The sequence below is a fragment of the Paenibacillus sp. MDV22-iso6 genome, from assembly GCF_058408365.1.
The window spans coordinates 1,016,063-1,036,127 of record NZ_JBZVDZ010000001.1 but is presented as its reverse complement, the minus strand read 5'-3'; the positions used below and the strand labels follow the sequence as shown (position 1 = coordinate 1,036,127).

The following is a 20,065-nucleotide window of genomic DNA, read 5'->3' as shown; positions in this document are numbered from 1 at the left end:
AAAGTTGTGAGAACGTATTGAACGATAATGGAGGGTAAAGTCATGAAAATCACAAATTTAAAAACAAATCATGTATCCAATCCGTTAGGATTCGCAATAGAAAATCCAAGCTTGTCTTATGTTGTTACGGAGACTACGGCAACTAAACAGATTGCTGCACAAATAGAAATAGCGCTGGATGAAGCCTTCATTAACATCGTTTTTGACAGTGGTAAAAAAGAGGACATTGATTCACTCGCATATATACCGTCTCTGACGTTAGCTCCAAGGACCCGATATTACTGGAGAGTACGGGTATGGAACGAACGTGGTGAAGATGCCATCAGTGAGACAGCTTGGTTTGAAACCGCAAAGCAGGAAGAGGCGTGGACAGCTCAGTGGATCACCCCTGAACTGGACAGTTCAGTCCATCCTGTCTTGAAAAGAAGTTTCGAAATTGCGGGTTCAGTGGTAAAAGCCCGTGCCTACGTATGTGGTCTGGGTGTTTACGAGATGATGCTTAATGGCTCCAAGGTTGGAGATGAATATTTGGCTCCCCATTATAATGCCTATCACAAGTGGTTGCAGTATCAGACCTACGATATTACAGATATGCTACAGCTAGGTACAAACACGGTTGATATAGGCCTCGGAAACGGTTGGTACAAAGGTCGCTTTGGCTTTGAAGGGGATACAACAGGGGAACTGTATGGAGACCATTTTGCACTACTCTCCGAAATCATTATTACCTATACAGATGGTACCGAAGTCTTATTTAAAACAGATACGTCCTGGCGCGCTACCCGCTCCCAGGTGTTGGATAGTAACATCTATGATGGAGAAATCTATGATGCTACTCTGGATGTTTCTGAGGAATATCCTGTAAAGGAAACCTATCTCGGCTATGAGCGTCTGATGGCTAGAAAGAGTCTCCCCGTTGTGATCAAGGAAACAATAAAACCGATTGAGGTCCTCATCACTCCAGCTGGGGAGACCGTCATTGATATGGGACAAAACATGGTAGGCTGGCTGCAATTTCGCACTCAGGCACCGCGTGGATCAGTCATTTATTTACAATATGGCGAAGTACTTCAGGATGGTAATTTCTATCGGGAGAATCTTAGATCAGCCAAGGCGGAATATACGTATACATCAGATGGCAATGAGGCCATCATTCGACCCTACTTTACGTTCTACGGCTTCAGATATATCAAAGTAGAGGGTTGGATTGGTAAGTTGGACTTGGACGATTTCACAGGATGTGTTGTTTACTCGGATATGGACCGCATCGGATATTTGGAGACAAGCCATTCAGGAATCAACCGTCTATATGAGAATGCACTATGGGGTCAAAAAGGAAATTTCCTGGATACACCTACAGATTGTCCGCAACGGGATGAACGAATGGGCTGGACAGGTGATGCACAGGTCTTCTCAGGTACGGCTAATTTCAACATGGATACTTACGCATTCTTCAATAAATACGGCTATGATCTATGGATGGAGCAAGAAGATCGTGACGGTATGGTCCCTATGGTTATTCCAGTTGGAAGAGTGCAAGGCGGTGGATCTAGCGCCTGGGGCGATGCAGCCACCATTATTCCATGGAACAGTTACGTGCACTCTGGAGATAAGGGAATTCTTGAGCAACAGTTCGACAGCATGAAGGCATGGGTGGACTTCATTAAGCGCACAGATGACGAATCAGGCGGCAAACGATTATGGACAGTAGGTTTCCATTTTGGTGACTGGCTCGCACTCGATGGGGATAATCCTGACTCTCCAATGGGCGGAACAGATAATCATTTTGTGGCTTCAGCGTATTACGCTTATTCAGCAGATATTGTAGCGAAGGCAGCCAAAGTTCTGGGACATGGAGACATCGCGGAGACCTATGCGCAACTGGCGCTAGAGGTTAGAGCAGCGATTAAGGATGAATTCTTAACTAGCAATGGACGTCTCGCTGTGGATACGCAGACGGCATATGCGGTAGCCTTGTTTATGAATCTGGTGCCTGAAAAACACACTCCGCGGATTAAGGAAGACATCCGCATGCGTCTGCGCAAGGACCAGAACCATCTGCGAACAGGCTTTGTCGGAACACCCTATCTGAACCGGGTTCTGTCAGAGCATGGAAGCAACGACATTGCATACACACTGCTGCTTAATGATGATTATCCAAGCTGGCTGTATGCGGTCAATATGGGGGCGACAACGATCTGGGAGCGCTGGAACTCTATTCTTCCGGACGGGAAAATCAGCGAAGATGGCATGAACTCCCTTAATCATTATGCTTATGGAGCAGTTGTGGAATGGATGTATCGGAATATGGCAGGAATCAACCCTGTCGAGAACAAGCCGGGATTCCGTCACGCATTATTGGCACCTCTGCCTGATTTTAGAATCCAATGGGTAAAAGCTCATGTAGATACAGCAGCGGGGCGGTACAAGAGTGAATGGCGATTCGACGAGCAAGGTCATCTGTTCTTCAGCTTCTCCATACCGTTCAATGCAACAGCTACGATAAAACTGCCACATGCTCAAATGGAGAATGTGACCCTGAACGGTGTTATCCTTACCGATTCCGGATTACCTGTTACACAGGAAGAAGAGAATACCGTAATTGAAGTGAGTAGTGGTACGTATGAAGTAAACTATGCTCCATCCAAAGCATACAAAAAAATTCTTAGCACACACACTCCACTCAATGACTTGCTACGTAATGAGGGAGGCCGCGAAGCTTTAAGCGAATTCTCACCAGTCTTTGCTACGTTGAATCCAGAAACCATTGGACCAATGGGAGAAGCGAGTGTACGTGAATTGGCCAGTTATCCATCCTTCAGCGCACCTGAAGAACAGTTGGATGAACTCGATCGCAAGTTGGCGATGGTTCAGCTTGACCAGTGAGTGTAAATCGATCGGATGCATCATATTATGATTCAATAATTTCAGTGTGAAAAAATGAAATGCACATAGGGGTAGCCTTATGTGCATTTTCGATTTTCGAATTGAATTGAACCAGTACTTATGCCAAAGGTGGATTGTTAATGAACATTCGGATCAAAAGCTTACTCTCATTCGGATTCGTTATTTTTCTTTTTGTACTTACTGTCTCTTATCAGAATTACAATATGAAAATGCAAAGCTCCAAATTACAAGAGTTGAATCAGGTGACGCTCCAATCTGCACTGACTGCTCAAGAGCTCTTACAGACGTTGACGGATTATCAAATTCAGATCATGCTCCCGGCAACGGGTTATGCCACCAATTCTTCTATTGAACCCACGGTGAACATGCTACTTGAGAATTTCAATGTTCTGTTAAGTAAATACGCAACTTTGAATCCTCACTCATCGGATCAAATTGCACAGATCAAGACAGCTTATGACGCATTCATCAATAAAGGAGATACCACTAGTGGAGAAAAGCTGAGTAGACTCATGCTTGATCTTAAGCAGCGTCACGTTAGCCAAATCAATAACAATTTAGAAGCATTGATCTCTGAAAATGAGACCAGGTACAATCAATCGTTTTATTTTCAGATCGGCGTGGTTCTTGCGGTTATTATGCTATCACTGCTTTTTGCCAGATCACTCACTCGTCCCATCCAGCAATTGGTTACAGGTGCAACAACGATATCACGGGGAGATCTAAGCCAACCTGTTAGATTGAAGTCAAGAGATGAGATGGGCAAACTGGCCTCCATATTTGAAACGATGCGATCAGGCCTTTCCCAATTCATTCACTCTGCACAAAATACTGCAGATATGGTCACCCATTCCAGTCAAAGTTTATCGGATCATATGGGTAAATCAACGATTTCAATAGAGAAAATGAAGGAATCCGCCAGAAGAGTGTCCGAGGGAACTCAGCATCAGTTACAATCCGCGGAAGAAACAGCGATCGCTATGGAAGAAGTAACCAAAGGTATTACGGTGATTACAGACTCCAATATGCAGGCTGCGGATCAAGCCATAATAACGGAACGGGAAGCCCGTCAAGGAAAAGTATTTTTGGAAGAAGTCGATTTACACATTCGATCTCTCAGTCAGACCATGGTGGACGTCACCTCATCCGTACAGACTCTGGAAAAACATTCAGTAACCATTCATCAAATGGTTGGACTTATACAAAGCGTAGCCAAACAAACCAACCTCCTGGCCCTGAACGCCAGCATAGAGGCTGCCCGATCTGGTGAACAAGGACGAGGATTCGCTGTGGTTGCAGATGAAATACGAACACTTGCTGATCAGACTCAACACTCATTGAATCATATATCCGAGGTAGTAGGCAATATCCAAAAGGACACAGCTATTACGGTAGTTGCTGTTGAAGAGGGAAGGAAAGGAGTGTATCAAACCGAAAGGAAACTGGAGAAAACTCGCAATATTTTTGAAGCAATCACAATGGCGACAAAAGCAATGACGGATCAAATGCAGGAAGTATCTTCGGCATCGGAGCAGATATCGGCAGGCTGTGAGCAAGTGAATGCATCTGTTATAGAGCTTGCGGATATTGCCAAAATGGCACATACGGAGAGTCGGGGAATGGTAAGTATTGTTGAGGAACAGATACAGATTGTACAACAGGTTACAGACTCGACAACTTCAATGTATGAAGTGACTTTGGATTTAAACAGGCGTATTTCAGAGTATAAAGTGTAGTCAGCTTACAAAAATTGAAAGTCACATTCTGTGATGATAGAATAAATATTGTATTGATATTCTAACTATCATATTTTCGGGAGGCGTTGTAATGTTTACCAATGAGAACAAAGGTCATTCCAAGTCGAAAGTTGATTTTCTGGATAAATCGTTTATCCAAAATCCCTTTCCAGTCTATGAGAAGTTACGCACGGAAGATCCAGTGCATCGTTTTCCTTTGCCCAGTGGTCACTTTGCATGGATGATTTCTGGTTATGAAGATGCGGTTGAGATTCTGCAGGATAAACGCTTTGTGACGAACTCTCCATTCATGGAAAATGCTGAGGGCTCAGCTCCGCCACATCAAGAGATTATTTCTCGTAATTTGCTTAGTGTGAATCCGGAAGATCACCGCAGGCTGCGGAGATTGATACAGAAAGCTTTTACTCCTCGTATGATTGAGCGCCTCCGCGGTAGAATTATAGAAATAAGCGATGATTTGCTTGACAAGGTGCTGGCGAGTGGAAAAAGGGAAATGGATCTGATCGAAAATTATGCTTTTCCCCTTCCGATCATGGTTATATGTGAAATGTTGGGGGTTCCTCTACAGGATCAGGACAAGTTCCAGGAGTGGTCCAATACCATCATGGAGGGATTCAACAATCCAGACATGAAAGAAAAGAGCGATGAGGTCATGAAGGCATTTGTAGACTATCTGCATGTGTTGATCACAGAAAGACGCCAACATCTTCAGGAAGACCTGATCAGCGACCTCATCAGCGTTGAGGAGGAGGGAGATGTTCTTTCGGAGCAAGAACTATATGCTCTTGTCTTCGTTCTAATCATTGCAGGCCATGAAACAACAGTGAATCTGATCGGGAACGGTATGCTTGCGTTGCTGGATAACCCGGAACAGAAGCAATTGCTGCTGAATGATCCTGAATTGATTCATCCAGCCCTGGAGGAGATCCTTCGGTATAACGGACCGGCTGAAGTGAGTAACATACGCTGGGCCACTGAAGATGCAGAGTATGGGGGAAAACATATTCGAAAAGGGGATATGCTCTTTGTTTCGTTTTCGTCTGCAAATCGTGATCCTGCGCAATTCCCCGAGCCCGATACATTTGATATTACACGCAAGGTGAATAATCATATTGCCTTTGGAAAGGGCATTCATTTTTGTCTTGGAGCACCCTTAGCTAGACTTGAAGGGGAGATTGCAATTAATGCGCTACTGCGCAAAATGCCGGATATTCGTCTGAACACAACTGAGGAATCATTGGAATGGCGCCCAGGCATGATTATTCGCGGATTAAAAGATTTTCCGGTTTCATTCTGATGAATTTTAAATAGGAAATTCGTATAAGTGGGGAGAACAATCATGAGCTTGAATACAACTAAGAAAAATATTTTTTTAACAGGTGCATCCGGCAATATGGGCCATGAAGGGTTTAAGGAACTGTTGAAGCGCAGGGACAAATTTAATATTATTGTTCTGGTTTTACCTACGGCTAAAGACAAAGAGAAGATGTTACCCTATGAAAGTGAGCCGGGTGTACAGATCATTTGGGGCGATTTGACCAATTATGATGATGTACTGAAGTGTGTTAGCGGAGCAGATTATGTACTTCATGTCGGTGGAATGGTATCACCTATGGCTGACTATCGCCCCAAAATGACCACACAGGTTAACGTCGGAGCCATAGAGAACATTTTGCGAGCGATCAAGTCACAGCCTGATCCCGATCGGATTAAACTCGTCTATATCGGCACAGTCGCCCAGACGGGCGATCGGAACCCCCCTCACCATTGGGGGAGAACAGGTGATCCAATCAAAATAAGTGTCTACGACAATTATGCAGTCAGTAAAACGATTGCCGAGCGCAAAGTCATTGAATCGGGTTTGAAGTACTGGGTGTCTTTAAGACAGACGGGCATATTATACAGTGGCATCTTAGACGGGATGGACCCGATTATGTTCCACGAGCCCATCAATGGTGTATTTGAATGGGTAACTGCCAAGGATTCAGGTCGTCTACTTGCCAATGCATGTGAAGAAAATGTGCCCGAATCATTCTGGCGCAGAATATACAATATAGGTGGAGGAGAAGCCTACAGAACGGATAACTATGAGTTTATGCAAAAAACTTTTGGTGTGCTTGGTATCAAGGATTTCCGCAAAATTGTAGATTTAAACTGGTTTGCCACTCGCAACTTCCATGGGCAATGGTACGAGGATTCCGACATTCTGGAAGAATATCTGCACTTCAGAAGCAGTTCCATAGAAGAATTTTTGGATGACCTGAAAAAGAGTGCACCTCTCAAGTTGAAAGCAGCGAAGTTTGTACCAGCCTGGATGATGAAGAATATGATTATGAGACCGGTTGCCAAGCAGAAGTTCGGTACACTTTACTGGATGGAACACAATATTTCTGAGCGGATTACATCATTCTTTGGTTCCAAAAAGGCATGGGAAAACATCCCTACTTGGGAGGAGTTCACACCCTCCAAACCTTCACTCACTCCTATTAGGCTCAATCATGGCTACAATGAGACCAAACCTGCATCGGAACTTGATTTGGACGATATGATAGGTGCTGCTGCTTTCAGAGGGGGGAGCTGTACATCTACCCGGATGACCAAAGGAGATCTATCGACACGTTTGGGCTGGAGTTGTGCTTTTGATCATGAGTTTGAAGCAAGCCCTACACTGGTTCTCCTGGGCGGACACTGGTGCCCGCATTGTATGCCAGATCCGTGGAATTATGATGAAGAAGCAAAGCGTAACCCTTTCTTTGCCCAGGTATGGTATCCATATCACAGCAAGGATGAGGCAAATTTTTACGATGAACGGATCTATGACGGGATTGAGTTTAGTAAATGAAATGAATAAAGAGATTATGAATTAATTAGTACCCGGAATCAGGTCGGGTCATATATACAATCCAGAGACGCAAGCAATGCTTGCGTCTCTTTGTTTTTTGCAAATTTTAGATGTGTGTATTTGGATTACGTTATTTCATCTTAACAACGCGTTATATCCGTATTCCTGTATGAATCTTACAATAAAGATATGAAAGCGAATTCAGTACGTATCCATCAAGAGTATATCGGAGGGGAAAAGTTATGGGAGTTGCAGTAAATGACCAACACGTCACCGTTGGCACAGACACACCTCACCAACCTGAACGTGAAATCCCGACTAAAAGGCTAATCGGAGATTCCATGGGGCAGTTTGGACTCAACATTTCAAGCGGATTGCTGGGACTAATAACGTATTATTACACGGATGTTGTAGGAGTATCGGCAGCTATTGTCGGAACCGTACTATTGGTTACCAAACTACTTGATGCAGTTGCTGATGTGGGCATGGGCGTGCTCGTAGACCGGACTAAATCCAAGTATGGGCAAGCACGTCCTTGGTTACTCTGGATGAGCATTCCGATGTTTGTATCGTTGTTATTGTTATTTTCAGTTCCGGATATCAGCGTCACAGGTAAAATTGTATATGCCATTATAACCAATCTGGTATTTTACATTATGGTCTATACACCTACATTCATACCATACTCAAGTTTGATGGCCCTGACTACACGCAACACCTATGAAAGATCTTTAATGGGTATTATCAGATCAAGTAGCGGTTATTTAGCAGGAATGGTTGTGGCGATTGCTTTTCTTCCTATTGTCAACGCTATGGGTGGTGGCAGAAGGGAATGGACTATATTAGCCGGGATCTTTGCATTCGTGGCTGCAGCAGGAATACTCATCGCCTTTTTCTCCAACAGAGAGAAATATAACAATGTACAATTGGATGAACTTGGCGCTTTTCAGGAGAAAATTCCACTAGGACAAGGGTTGAAAATGTTAATTTCCAATAAATACTGGCTTCTGATGTTCACTGTTGGGACCTTTTCTAATATTTTGTTCGCTTTAGGTGTTGCTGCAGGAACCTATTACGCCAAGTACATCTGGGGAGATGTGAATCTGATTGCCATTATGGGAGGCATAGGTCTAATTCCGGTCGTCATCGGTTTTAGCTTATCCGGACCCTTTATTAAAAAGTTTGGCAAACGCAACACAGCTCTTGGTGGGGTCATCATTGGTTTGATTGGAGCAACGGCCAGATTGATTGCACCCGAGAGTATTATGCTAGGACTTGTGTGTTCGATATTCCAAACCCTTGGTACAATTCCTCTCATGGCAGTTGGAGGAGCACTCATCACGGATACGATTGAATATGGAGAATGGAAATTCCATAAAAGAATGGTTGGATTAACGAATAGTGTTAATGCCTTTGGTAACAAGGTGGGTACTGCTTTAGGAGCAGCCATGATTGGATGGTTGCTTGCCTTAGGCGGTTACGTGGAACAGGCGAGCGAGCAGGGGAATGCAGCTAAACAAGCTATTATTGCATTGAACATCTATGTACCTATTGTGGTAATGGTCGTAATTGCAATCTGTCTGTTCTTCTACAAACTGGATAAAGAATTCCCTAAAGTCCTCAAAGATCTTGAAGAAAGAAGATATTCCAAAATATGAATTGAAAACGCTTTAATATAATTAAAATGAAATTTTAGGTTTATATAGGAGGATATATGAAGGCAACAACTTTTGATCTCACCAATACGAACGTTAGTCTAACTGCTTATTTACTGGATTCTTCACCAGAAATGCCTAACATGGGTAATCGACCTGCTGTTCTTATTTTACCCGGTGGGGCATACAGAGCATGTTCAGAGCGTGAGGCAGAACCGATAGGGATGGCTTTTCTAGCGGAGGGATACCAGGCTTTTACGTTACAATATTCGATTAATGAGAACGCTGTATTTCCGAAACCTTTGAATGATGCAGAAGAAGCACTGGAATTGATTCGGGAGAATAGTTCGAAGTGGGGGATTGATCCAGACAAAATAGCTGTATGCGGCAGCGTTAGGAACGATGGGGAAAATTAGGCCCAATGCCATGATCCTTGGTTATCCATGCATTGTGGAATCGATGAGCCGTATTTTCCCTGCTTCTATACCAGGCGTGGATAAGGCTGTAAATACGTTAACACCGCCAACGTTCTTATTTCACACGTACGAGGATCAGCTGGTTCCAGTCCATAACGCTTTAACATTTGCAGAAGCCCTTAACCATGCAAAGGTCCCGTTCGAGATGCATATCTTTACCAAGGGCGTACATGGATTATCGCTGGCAAGACCACATACTTCAAGTGGGCTAAGAAGTATGGTCGAACCGGCTGTTGCGCAGTGGTTTCATCTTTGCGTGACCTGGCTCAGCAGCATATTTGGTGAGTTCGCTTCGGATCGTGAGAGCGTGCTGGATGATTCTATCGATGAGTACAGTCTGGAAGTACAACTGGGCGTCCTATGGCAAAATGAAACGTGCAAAAAGTTAATTCTAGCGGCAATCCCTATTCTTGGAGATTCTCCGCAACAAGACGCAATGGGAGTCCCTCTAAGTATCATTCTGGAGTTTGGAAACGAGCTCTTATCCGAGGAAGAGACGATTCAATTGGATCATGATTTACGACTTATTCCTGTTTCACACACCATTAATAGAACCAGTAGTCACATACGAGTTTGCATGTTTTGACAACAAATGATATTATACTAATCAAAATGATAGTAACACTATCATTTAATATTTTACACACATTATGTATCGGAGGAGTAAGAATAATGGCCTACAATGAAGATATTAGAATCGGGGAATTACTGAACAATGAAGAAGCGGTAGTGATTCTCACCAAACATCTACCGGAATTTATTAATGCTCCTACGTTTAAAATGGCATCCAATTTCACATTAAATCAGTTGGTTGCGATTCCTCAAGTCGATATTCCTGAAGCTACACTGGTAGCATTAAAAAATGATTTGGCTGACATTACATTTGTGTCAGAAGATACTCCGAAAAACAAACCAGCGGTTTCTGCAAACAAGAAATCTGACTCTCTGGCAGGGAAAGTCATTACAATTACAGGAGCAGGAAGTGGAATAGGTAGAGCAAGTGCCGTTCTGATGGCAGCCAGAGGAGCTAAGCTGGTTCTGGTCGATTATAATACTACAACTGGACATGAGACACTGGCGCTAGTAAAGGAGCAAGATGGCGAAGCCATTTTTGTACAAGCCGATGTTTCAAAAGAAGATGATGTTCAGAATTATATCCAACAAGCCATTAATACTTACGGAAAAATTGATGTAGCATTCAATAACGCTGGAATCATCCAACAATTCCAAAGTTTTCATAGCATGGCCCTGGAAGACTTTAATCGAATCATCGATGTCAATCTGAAGGGGATATTCCTCGGAATGAAGCACGCACTTCGGGTGATGGACGAACAAGGATACGGTCATGTCATTAATACTGCATCTACAACAGCCATTCGCGCTGAACACAGCCTGGCTGCTTATACAGCCAGCAAACACGGCGTTGCCGGTTTAACAAAGGCAGCTGCACTCGAATACGTCAGAAAAGGAATCCGTGTTAACGCGATATGTCCTGGTGGTGTAGCTACAACATTGACAGCGGCTGTTCCTCAAATGCTACAAGATAGTGAATATATGCCAGAAGAGTTCCCTAATATGAGAATTGGACGGTTTGCTGAACCAGAAGAACTCGCTGAAGTAGTTGCATTCCTGGCTTCTGATGGATCAAGCTATATGACGGGTTCCATTATCGTGGCTGATGGTGGCCTTACCCTTTAAGAGTACTCATACATCAATGCCCCGGGTTACCCACTATTTAGTGGGAACCCGGGGCTCTTGTTTTAAATTTGGAGAACGAAATAGTTAAGATCTACACCTGAGATAGCTCTTCTTTATATAATGATAGTTGAAACTCAGCTCCGATTATTTCGACGTCGAAGAGCGTACAACACCCCAATACAAACAGGCACCGTTCCTATATAAATCTTGACCAATGTTGAGATCAAAGGTCTCAATTCCAAGTTGTTGTTGCCTACAGTAATTACTAAAGTGAGAAGAATAATACCTATTACAAGCCAAGCAGTAAGGATGAATCTCCTCAGTTTTGTATAATTGCTTCGTTTTTCGACAAAGATGTCCTCCTTACATTCAGCGATCAGTAATAGACGATAAATATACTTTATCTTAAATAAGTATAGACCTCGTAGTAGTCACCTGTACTGGCAGTAAAAGACCAATCGTATCTAAACTGATTAATAAACGGGGAGTTAAATTTATAAATTGTGGTGCTTACTGTTCCCCCAACGGAACTAGCAGCAAGAACGCCTAATGCTCCTAAACCCATTGCAGCTATTACTCCAGCAGCTCCCAATCCAGCTAAAGGAACAGCTATTACCGCGGCGGCTACTGCTGTAGTGGTTCCTTTTGCCCATGATATACGATTTGAGCCTGAGCCAAAATAGACCCAAGAATCACTGTTAATCGATTGAGCTAACTGATTTTTCGAGTAGTTATGTGATATTTTCTCATTATTTATCATTCCTATAGGTTCATCATTTAAATAGATAGTTGAAGATGCGTCATCATAGATCACTACATTTATTTCACTAGTGATATTATCGCTAATTGTTATAGTTCTCTTACTGTCCTCATTGTAAGCATAGTCATATGAATAATCTATACCATCTATATTTACAATTTCCGATATTTCTTATCCATATAAATCATTACTAATAGCAGTCTGTATATCTTCTTGCGAGGTAGCATGTGCTACTTGAGAAGAAAAAGGAGTTAAACATACCGTAGAAACAAGTGTTAATGCTACAAATTTTTTCATGAAATCCACTAAAATCCCTCCTTGATTTACTTTTCTAGTTAAATTTTATTATCTAACCTAATTGAAACATAAAAAATCTTCTCATTTACCGATCCGTCAGTGGCGGCTCATGGTCAATCCAGTTCCATTCATTGTTCGAAACGAACAGACTTAAGGCCTGTTCAAATGAAATACCTGGATCGTGAAAACCAAGCATTACTTTGGCAAGATCCATACATTTCTCGTAACTAGGAGCAGACAACAAATCATTGGCCTGCTGTACAAAATGTTCAGGTTTGTTGGGAGTAGCTTGTACTGCATCCATTAACCCCTTATGACAAGGAAATAGTTGTCGATTGATTGCCAGAATGGCGCGTCCTGAGAATAAAACGAGATTACTGACGGAGTGGGAGAGCAGATAAGAGTTGTCCTTTTTGGCAGCTTCTCCTGCAAAATAAAACGCATACAAATAAATTTGAGAGTAAAAATCGATTAGATTTTGTTCACGATTCTGTTCAGGGTATGTTGAAATTGTTTGGAGAAGATCGTCCAAATCCGGAATCCGCGAATACACAGCCTTGGAACCGAGAAAAGAATACCGTGTAGGCTCACTTCCTTGTACCGCAGCAAGTTCCAGAAAGCGTTGACTGATTATTTTACCATCAATGTATCCATCGGGATAATCACACACATCATGGTTGGTATAAGCTAACTGATGCAGCTGCTGTCGTTCTTTAAACGACTCTTCTGTAACCACGATGTAGACGTCTACATCGGAGCTTTCCCGGGCTTTACCTTGAGCTATAGAGCCAGCAGTAACAACGGCAAGAATGGTGGGGTCCGGTTTTAATAATTGTACTAACTTGTCTAAAGCACTCTGGTGGTGCTCATACATTGATTTCACTCCTTTTCATAGGTTTACTTCTCCTAACATAGCAGGGTGACGAAGATATCTGATATAGTTAATTACGCCAAATTTTCAAGGCACCGAAATAATTCTTCCTCTTTGGCTATCATTCCAAGCATTTTCTGATACATTTTTTCTCGTTGGGTTATGGAATTGCCGGAGAAAAAACACTTCATTACCTGGTGCATCATGGCCTCCCATCGTTTTGCCAGTTCCGTGAATTGCCCCGATAGTACATGGAGTTTCTGTTCACCCGAGATTTCATACATATATAACAAAAAAGAAGAATATCTCATTCTGGCTAACGGGAATTTCATAAACTGATGCATAAAAGGAATCATGTAGGCTTCCGGTTCTGCTGTTACAATGCCTTCCTCCAAATATGCCAACGCAAAAGTGCACAAGTCCTGTAAAACATCCTGCGGGGTTATTCCGTGATCAGGGTTAAACAAGCTAATAGATAATAGTGTTCTCCAGTCCGGATTGAAACTGAAAGACGGGTCTGAACTAAAACATGCGTAGTACGGAGATGCAGCCAAAAAAACATCCAGTGCAAACGCCGTGCTAGTTATTCCATAATAGGAATCCACGAGATCAATTTCGCGCCCCGGTCGATCTAATCCAACCGCCAGACTAGAGTGGCGAGCATGAGATTTAAGGTATGTTTCTGACCATGGACAATAAAATACGTCAATCCCCACTAACACAGGCATTCCAGAACAAAGCTCCTTTTCCAGTCGATCCAAATAAACTTCTTCATCTTGGTTGCTGTTCAATGTTGTACCTGTAAAGTCCCTCTCTGTGAAAGAAACCTGTAATCCATGAACTTGCTCCAAAAGTTCCAAATTGAGTTTGGGGTAGGAGACTCGATTCATAAGCAGTTCTTGTGGATTTTCCTGATAAACAAATCTCCACGCATCCGCGTACATGGCCCTTGTCTCTTTACCTGCCCAAACAGCGACAGTTGTAATATGGTCATCAATACAGGAAGTAACAAGAACTGAACTGGAAAAACTTTTTAGTGGTTGAACATTGATCATGACGTTACCCCCCCGAAGAAACAGATTCGAATTCCTCTGATGCTCTCGATATTCTCCTGGTGTCGTACCGCATCGTTCGCCAAAAAGTCGGTAAAAGTATTTCATATCCTCAATACCAATCGTGTGCGCAATCGTCTGTATACTCCATGCTGAATATTTAAGAAGGTTACAGCTGTATAAAATACGAATATCCTGCAGCATCTGAATATAACTTACTCCAGTAGATTTTTTGAACAGCCGCTGAAAGTTTCGTGTACTCATGGAAACGAACTGACTTATTTGTTCCAGAGGTAATGCATTCTTAAAATGCGTACCCATAAATTGAATGGCTTTATGTATTGCATACTCATTCATCTCTGTTTGATTGTAGTCCTCAAGTTGCTCGCTAAAGTAAAGAATATAAAATAATTTATTTAGCAGAGTACACTGTGAGGATATCAACTGGGGAGACCCGTTCAATTGATTACAGTTCATCTCATCGAATACATCACGAAATTCATGATGTCGCTCATGGAACAGGGACCAGGCCGAAACGTGATCTCTGCAAAATGGTTTGTCCAGATAAGGCTTATAAAGGCAATTCATGATATACAGCGGGGACTGATCTGTCAGATCCAGGGGTTGAAACACATGTGAAACCCCCGGGGGGATGACAAAAAGATCTCCCTTGGATACTCGAATGCACTTATCGTCAATATGATGAATTCCTTCACCCTCATATACATAAGCAATCTCAACAAAATCATGTTCATGGCGTACAGTAAAAGGCACTTCTTTGGTTAGTTCCATATGAATGGGGTTATAAGAATCAAAAAAATAGTTACCTTCGAACACGATTGATTTCTGCATGTTGATTCATCTCCGTTTCGTCATTCAAGTCAAAGTTGGGAAGATAACTGCATGTGGAGAGTATATCTATATTTTTTGGCGTATTCAACCATATATTGACTTATTTTGGTTTGGTATAATTGGTTTCTACACCATTTTGTAACATTTAAGAGAGGGGGTAAGATCATCTTCAGAACTTCTGAACATATGATTGGAGGCACACCCAAAGACCGTTCAAGGAATATGGCTATCTTTTGTGTCAAAGGAGCTTTTGCTGTTTTTTTCGCAATTTTAAGTCCTGTTTATTATGTTAACAAATGGGATTTTAAAAGAAACAAAAAACGTAATCCTTTTTACACCAGCAAACTAGTTCGTCTACAGGAACGTTATCCACTGTTATATGAACTTGCGATGTTTGTACAGAACTTCCCGATTCCTCGAAATGTTTATAAAATACTGCCATCTCTAACAGGAGATGTGCTTCAGGTAGGCTGTGGCACAGGTCTGTTAAACAAATTTTTAAAAAAACAAACGGATATCCGCTGGATTAATATGGACCCGAATTTGAACTCCTTGAAGCTTGGTCAGCGTCTGGGGCGTTACGATGCATACGTTCAGGCGTACATTGACAAACCGACACCACTACCCGATCAGTGCTGTAACACCATTTTGTTTGCAAGAAGCTTTCATCATATCCGAAATCATAAAAAGGCGTTCAAGGAGTGCAGCCGACTGCTCCGTGATGAAGGTTCCATCATTATTGCTGATCCGGTAGTTCTCGAGTCAATGCACAGCCAGTCAGAAGAAAAAGGCTACATGGCGAACTCATCAATTGATGGGGTTATCTGGAGATTTACAAAACGATCTTTTATTGCTCATATTCAAAAATGTTTGCCCGAAGAACTCACAATTGAATCTGTAACGGACACAAGACAGATTCATATCACGAATTACAATTTGTTTGTTCCCCAAACGGATATCGTTGTTGTGCTAAGAAAAAGGGAGGCTACGAAGCATGAACATTAAAATTATAGAGATCATTGCTGAAATTAAGGAAGATCCAAGCTTGCTCCATACACTTAAAGGATCATCTGATTTAAGTCAGGATGCCGGAATGGACTCACTGCAGATCATTAATTTTATATTGCGCATTGAAGAGGAGTTTGACATCGAAGTTGACTTTGATCAGTTTGATCTTGAACATTTGCAATCGATAGACCGTTTCTCACAGTTTATTGGGCAGATGGCAAGTGCATGACTCCAACTATTTATTGTGGTTCTTTCGAGGCAGAGCGATATTGGCGAGAGCCGAACCTGGTAGTTCTTCCATCCTTGTCTGATCGCCAGGCTATGGCAGTTACAGAAGCGATGGATGAACTTTTGTTTGTATTCTGCAATGCCGGAGATATCTTACTCACACGTAACGTTATGGACTCAGCCCAGCTCGACTATGTCAGATCCATTGGATTTGATATTAGTACGAACCGGCAGCCATGGATTGCTAATGTTGAGCTGACACCAGAGCATCAGAAGTTTAATGTCTTTGAACTGTTTAATATGTGCCCTTCGAAAGAGCAGTTATTACAATCATTTCCTGAAGGATCGAAAATGGAAGCATTCGCTATGTTACCAGGTGTTGAGGAAGTCATCCAACGACACAAGCTGGCTTCCAGGGTCCCTGTGCAGCGTATTGTTCAAAAGATAAATGCCAAGTCCTATTCGCTCGCTATGCGTGACAAGTTAAATATCAGGAACGTTGGTGTAATCGTTGAGGGAATCTCTCATTTAATTGAAGAGGGATCACGGATGCTGCGTGCAGGATCGATCTTGTTGAAAGATGAATTTGGCGTGTCGGGAAAAGGTAATCTGTCTGTTGATTCTGACAAGTCATTGCTCCGGATTGCAAAATATCTGGAGACTCAGGTTGCCGACGGTAAAACGGTCCGCTTCATTCTCGAACCCTTGCTTCATCGTAAAACTGATTTTTCATGCCAATTTCGCATAAGTGAAGACGGCAACGTGACGATGGTATCAATTCAACAGCTTCAAAATAATGGATATGCGTTCGGAACTTCGTTCACGATAGGCGCAGCCAATCTGGATCGTCTCCATCACATTGGATATATGAATCAGATGCAGCAGATTGGTTCCTCGCTTTTTGAGGAGGGATACTTTGGAGATGTTTGTGTGGATTCGATGTTTCTGCAGGACGGTACCGTTGAACCGCTCGTTGAGATCAATGCTCGCAAATCAATGAGCTTGATTAAACATGGGGTGGATTGCTCCATGGTGAGAGACAAGCTTCACAGCTGCCTGACACAATTCAACTTGGTTGTGCCCTGGGAGTTCAATTACGAAGCTGTTCTGGACAATCTTCGTAAAAAAGAGCTTTTATATGATCAGGGAAGGTGGACTGGCGTTGTCCCCCTTTCCTCAGGTACTCTTTTATCTCCAAAGCATGAAAGTACGCCCTCCAGAGGCACAAAAGGACGGTTATACGTGGCGGTGATTTACGAAAATGAGGCGCATATGGACAAGTTGATTACAGGACTGAAAATGGCTCTCTCAGAAGCAGGTTTGGTCATCATTGCTTAAACGCTGCTTCAAGTGTGAATTAGATTTCGATTAATCCTTGGGGAGATGGAGTATATGACCGGAAAGGTAATGATACTGTGTTCAGGCTTCGGACTTGGTTTCTATATTCCAGGTTTGTTAATCGCACGCAAACTGCAAGCTATGGGAATAGATACGTGCGTAGAAGTATTCGAAAGCTTAATGAACAAGGACAAGCAATTGCAAACCGACAAGAGCAGACATGCCTATCGAGATAATTTTGCGGTTGCTTTGGCTTCTCAGAAAATTCCGGGAGATATCAGGGGAAGTCTGGACCTGGAGTTGGCAGAAAGCATGATCCAGCGTTGGCTTCAGGAAGGAATCTCGCGATTCATAGTTTTGTCAGGTCACTGGGTTCACATATTAGACATATTGCGCAAGCGTAGTAACCGGGTGATTGAAGCTGATTTGTTATATGTGGATTCCAGCCTGTCACCCTCGTGGAAGCAATTGCGGAAGCTGAATCCTCATTATGCGGATCCATATCGTGAGATCGGATTATACAGTGATTTGCAGTTGGATATTCAATACCGAATAGATGTGGACGGCAAGGAACCTGTTCCGTATGCAGAACGCTCGAAGAGACTCGTCATTCATGGCGGAGGCTGGGGGATTGGCACATTCAGAGAAAAGGTCGGAGAGCTGGAAAATGCAAATATCGAATACGGGATCGATATTGTGGCTTATTCTTCTGAAGAGATTAACGAGCCTCGTTCCTCAGAGATACGCTATGCCATGAATGATCCTGAGTGGCGTGCCTGGCATCGAAATACGAGCGGTGTGCATACGTTCCCGCCATTCGGCATTTTTTCTTACGGCAACGAACCGAATTACCAGGCCCCTGTTGATCACCATGGATTATATTCGCTCATCAAGGGCGCAGCTGCCGTTGTGTCCAAGCCAGGCGCGGGAGCACTGATGGATTCGCTGGCTTCCGCAACACCACTTGTGATGCTGGAGCCTTTTGGTGAACACGAAAAGAGAAATGCGAGCATTTGGAAAACGCATGGTTTGGGTATCGATTACAGCGAATGGGAACAACGGGGCTATTCCATGGATGTGTTGAAGCAACTTTCGGATAACCTGATGGCGAAACGGGCCCGAATTCAAGATTATACGACCGAGTACGCCGATCGTTTGGTGCAATCCGGAAGGGGAAGATAATATGCAGAACAATTTGGCTTTAGAGGTACCCAAGCTCGATCTGTCACTGCCTAAATGGGTTTTTCTTCAACTACTCGAAAGTTGCAATCTTCGCTGCCGGATGTGTTATGAGTGGGGAGAGAATGGACCCTACAGAGAATACAAAGTATTGAATCAACTCAGTATTGATGTCATCCGGGACATTATCAAAACCTGTCAACCTGTGCAACCATATTATGAGTTATATGGAGGTGAACCTTTATTACATCCCCAGATTGGAGAGGTCCTTCAGGCCATTCATGAAGCAGGAAGCAAGGTCCATTTTCCAACGAACGGCACACTGCTCGAGAAACATGCTGAAATGCTGATTCAATATCCGCCCGAGCGAATATGGGTTTCTCTGGATGGTCCCGAGGAAATTAATGACGAACAACGAGGTAAAGGGGTGTTTAAAAAGGCCATTCGAGGCATCAACAAGCTTCTTGCTTTACGGGAAAAAGCGGGAAGTTCATATCCACAAATTGGAATCAGTACGGTCGTCACCCCGACGAATTACAAACATCTGGAACGATTTTTCTTTGAAGCCGTTGATATATCAAAACTGGATTGTGTGAGCCTTGAGCTGCAGGCTTATATTACTGAACAGAATCATGAACAATATAGCGGGATTCTGCGCAAGGAATTCGGAGTAGAAGAGGCTCCTTTATCCAAAGGTTTTGTCTGTGATCCTGCTATCTTTGCTGATATTGATGCTGCGCTGATTGCGAAGCAAATCCAGAAAATCACAAATTATTGTAATACAAACAACAAATATATCAATACGTATCCCAAAGTGATGTCAGAAGACAATATACGAAAATATTTTTCAGCTGACTGGTTCTCTATGACGAATATCAAAAAACGCTGCCCTTTCCCTTGGATTAGCACGGAGATTAACGCCAGAGGAGATGTAACCTCCTGCCATGCCTTCTATGATCTCACACTGGGAAACGTGAATGAAGAAAGTATCGCTGACATCTGGAAGGGTGAAAAGTACAAGCAATACCGCCGTTACCTGCGCAAGCATCTGTTGCCGATCTGCCAGGGGTGTTGCCTTTTTTACAATGAAAAACCCCAAATGGCCTGACTTCCTCATACGTTAACTTACCAACCAAGCCTATCTC

The 20,065-nt window shown here is 42.9% G+C and carries 17 protein-coding genes and 1 pseudogene; 13 read left to right on the top strand and 5 right to left on the bottom strand.

The genetic code is table 11. The features are described from left to right. Nucleotides 1-42: 42 nt before the first annotated feature. From AC4PM4_RS04395 to AC4PM4_RS04360, 8 genes are all read left to right on the top strand, one after another. On the top strand, nucleotides 43-2,886 hold the full coding sequence (locus tag AC4PM4_RS04395; protein ID WP_491612847.1) for an alpha-L-rhamnosidase: 2,844 nt from the start codon (nucleotides 43-45) through the stop codon (nucleotides 2,884-2,886). A gap of 140 nt (nucleotides 2,887-3,026) precedes the next feature. After that, a complete protein-coding gene (locus tag AC4PM4_RS04390; RefSeq protein WP_491612846.1) occupies nucleotides 3,027-4,643 on the top strand; it encodes a methyl-accepting chemotaxis protein in 1,617 nt (538 codons plus the stop codon). 91 nt (nucleotides 4,644-4,734) lie between these two features. After that, nucleotides 4,735-5,961, top strand: a complete 1,227-nt coding sequence (locus AC4PM4_RS04385) for a cytochrome P450 family protein (RefSeq protein ID WP_491612845.1) — start codon at nucleotides 4,735-4,737, stop codon at nucleotides 5,959-5,961. Between the two features lie 42 nt (nucleotides 5,962-6,003). Then, nucleotides 6,004-7,506, top strand: a complete 1,503-nt coding sequence (locus AC4PM4_RS04380; RefSeq protein WP_079697493.1) for an NAD-dependent epimerase/dehydratase family protein — start codon at nucleotides 6,004-6,006, stop codon at nucleotides 7,504-7,506. 242 nt (nucleotides 7,507-7,748) lie between these two features. Continuing rightward, entirely contained in the window at nucleotides 7,749-9,164 is a 1,416-nt protein-coding gene (locus tag AC4PM4_RS04375; RefSeq protein WP_079697492.1) for an MFS transporter, read from the top strand. 56 nt (nucleotides 9,165-9,220) lie between these two features. Continuing rightward, complete coding sequence (locus AC4PM4_RS04370) at nucleotides 9,221-9,577, top strand: alpha/beta hydrolase (protein WP_491612844.1); 357 nt, start codon at nucleotides 9,221-9,223, stop codon at nucleotides 9,575-9,577. Further along, nucleotides 9,564-10,223 (top strand): alpha/beta hydrolase, encoded by a 660-nt coding sequence (locus AC4PM4_RS04365; protein ID WP_491612843.1) that lies wholly within the window; start codon nucleotides 9,564-9,566, stop codon nucleotides 10,221-10,223. Before AC4PM4_RS04370 ends, AC4PM4_RS04365 begins: the two co-directional genes overlap by 14 nt. Nucleotides 10,224-10,582: 359 nt before the next feature. Continuing rightward, nucleotides 10,583-11,335: an SDR family NAD(P)-dependent oxidoreductase gene (locus AC4PM4_RS04360; protein WP_256863794.1), complete on the top strand. Its 753-nt coding sequence runs from the start codon at nucleotides 10,583-10,585 to the stop codon at nucleotides 11,333-11,335. Nucleotides 11,336-11,735: 400 nt separating this feature from the next. Here AC4PM4_RS04360 and AC4PM4_RS04355 read toward each other — a convergent pair whose 3' ends face one another. The 5 genes and pseudogenes from AC4PM4_RS04355 to AC4PM4_RS04335 form a co-directional block, all read right to left on the bottom strand. Beyond that, a complete protein-coding gene (locus AC4PM4_RS04355) occupies nucleotides 11,736-12,149 on the bottom strand; it encodes a hypothetical protein (RefSeq protein WP_143806615.1) in 414 nt (137 codons plus the stop codon). Between the two features lie 117 nt (nucleotides 12,150-12,266). Next, nucleotides 12,267-12,401, bottom strand: a complete 135-nt coding sequence (locus tag AC4PM4_RS04350; RefSeq protein WP_256863790.1) for a hypothetical protein — start codon at nucleotides 12,399-12,401, stop codon at nucleotides 12,267-12,269. 76 nt (nucleotides 12,402-12,477) lie between these two features. Then, nucleotides 12,478-13,266, bottom strand: coding sequence for a nucleotidyltransferase domain-containing protein (locus AC4PM4_RS04345; protein WP_079697490.1), 789 nt, complete (start codon nucleotides 13,264-13,266; stop codon nucleotides 12,478-12,480). 71 nt (nucleotides 13,267-13,337) lie between these two features. Then, on the bottom strand, nucleotides 13,338-14,759 hold the full coding sequence (locus tag AC4PM4_RS04340) for a helix-turn-helix domain-containing protein (protein WP_491613078.1): 1,422 nt from the start codon (nucleotides 14,757-14,759) through the stop codon (nucleotides 13,338-13,340). A gap of 189 nt (nucleotides 14,760-14,948) precedes the next feature. Beyond that, a pseudogene (locus AC4PM4_RS04335) lies at nucleotides 14,949-15,107 on the bottom strand (AraC family ligand binding domain-containing protein); the annotation flags it as partial. Between the two features lie 246 nt (nucleotides 15,108-15,353). Here AC4PM4_RS04335 and AC4PM4_RS04330 point away from each other — a divergent pair. Genes AC4PM4_RS04330 through AC4PM4_RS04310 form a run of 5 tightly spaced genes read left to right on the top strand, consistent with a single transcriptional unit; the run spans nucleotide 15,354 to nucleotide 20,028 of the window. Continuing rightward, complete coding sequence (locus AC4PM4_RS04330; protein ID WP_079697487.1) at nucleotides 15,354-16,172, top strand: class I SAM-dependent methyltransferase; 819 nt, start codon at nucleotides 15,354-15,356, stop codon at nucleotides 16,170-16,172. Continuing rightward, nucleotides 16,162-16,404, top strand: a complete 243-nt coding sequence (locus tag AC4PM4_RS04325; protein ID WP_079697486.1) for an acyl carrier protein — start codon at nucleotides 16,162-16,164, stop codon at nucleotides 16,402-16,404. Before AC4PM4_RS04330 ends, AC4PM4_RS04325 begins: the two co-directional genes overlap by 11 nt. Continuing rightward, a complete protein-coding gene (locus tag AC4PM4_RS04320) occupies nucleotides 16,401-17,741 on the top strand; it encodes a hypothetical protein (RefSeq protein WP_079697485.1) in 1,341 nt (446 codons plus the stop codon). Before AC4PM4_RS04325 ends, AC4PM4_RS04320 begins: the two co-directional genes overlap by 4 nt. A gap of 54 nt (nucleotides 17,742-17,795) precedes the next feature. Further along, complete coding sequence (locus AC4PM4_RS04315) at nucleotides 17,796-18,923, top strand: hypothetical protein (protein ID WP_079697484.1); 1,128 nt, start codon at nucleotides 17,796-17,798, stop codon at nucleotides 18,921-18,923. A 1-nt stretch (nucleotide 18,924) separates the two neighbouring features. Further along, nucleotides 18,925-20,028, top strand: coding sequence for a radical SAM/SPASM domain-containing protein (locus tag AC4PM4_RS04310; protein WP_079697483.1), 1,104 nt, complete (start codon nucleotides 18,925-18,927; stop codon nucleotides 20,026-20,028). Nucleotides 20,029-20,065 lie beyond the last annotated feature (37 nt).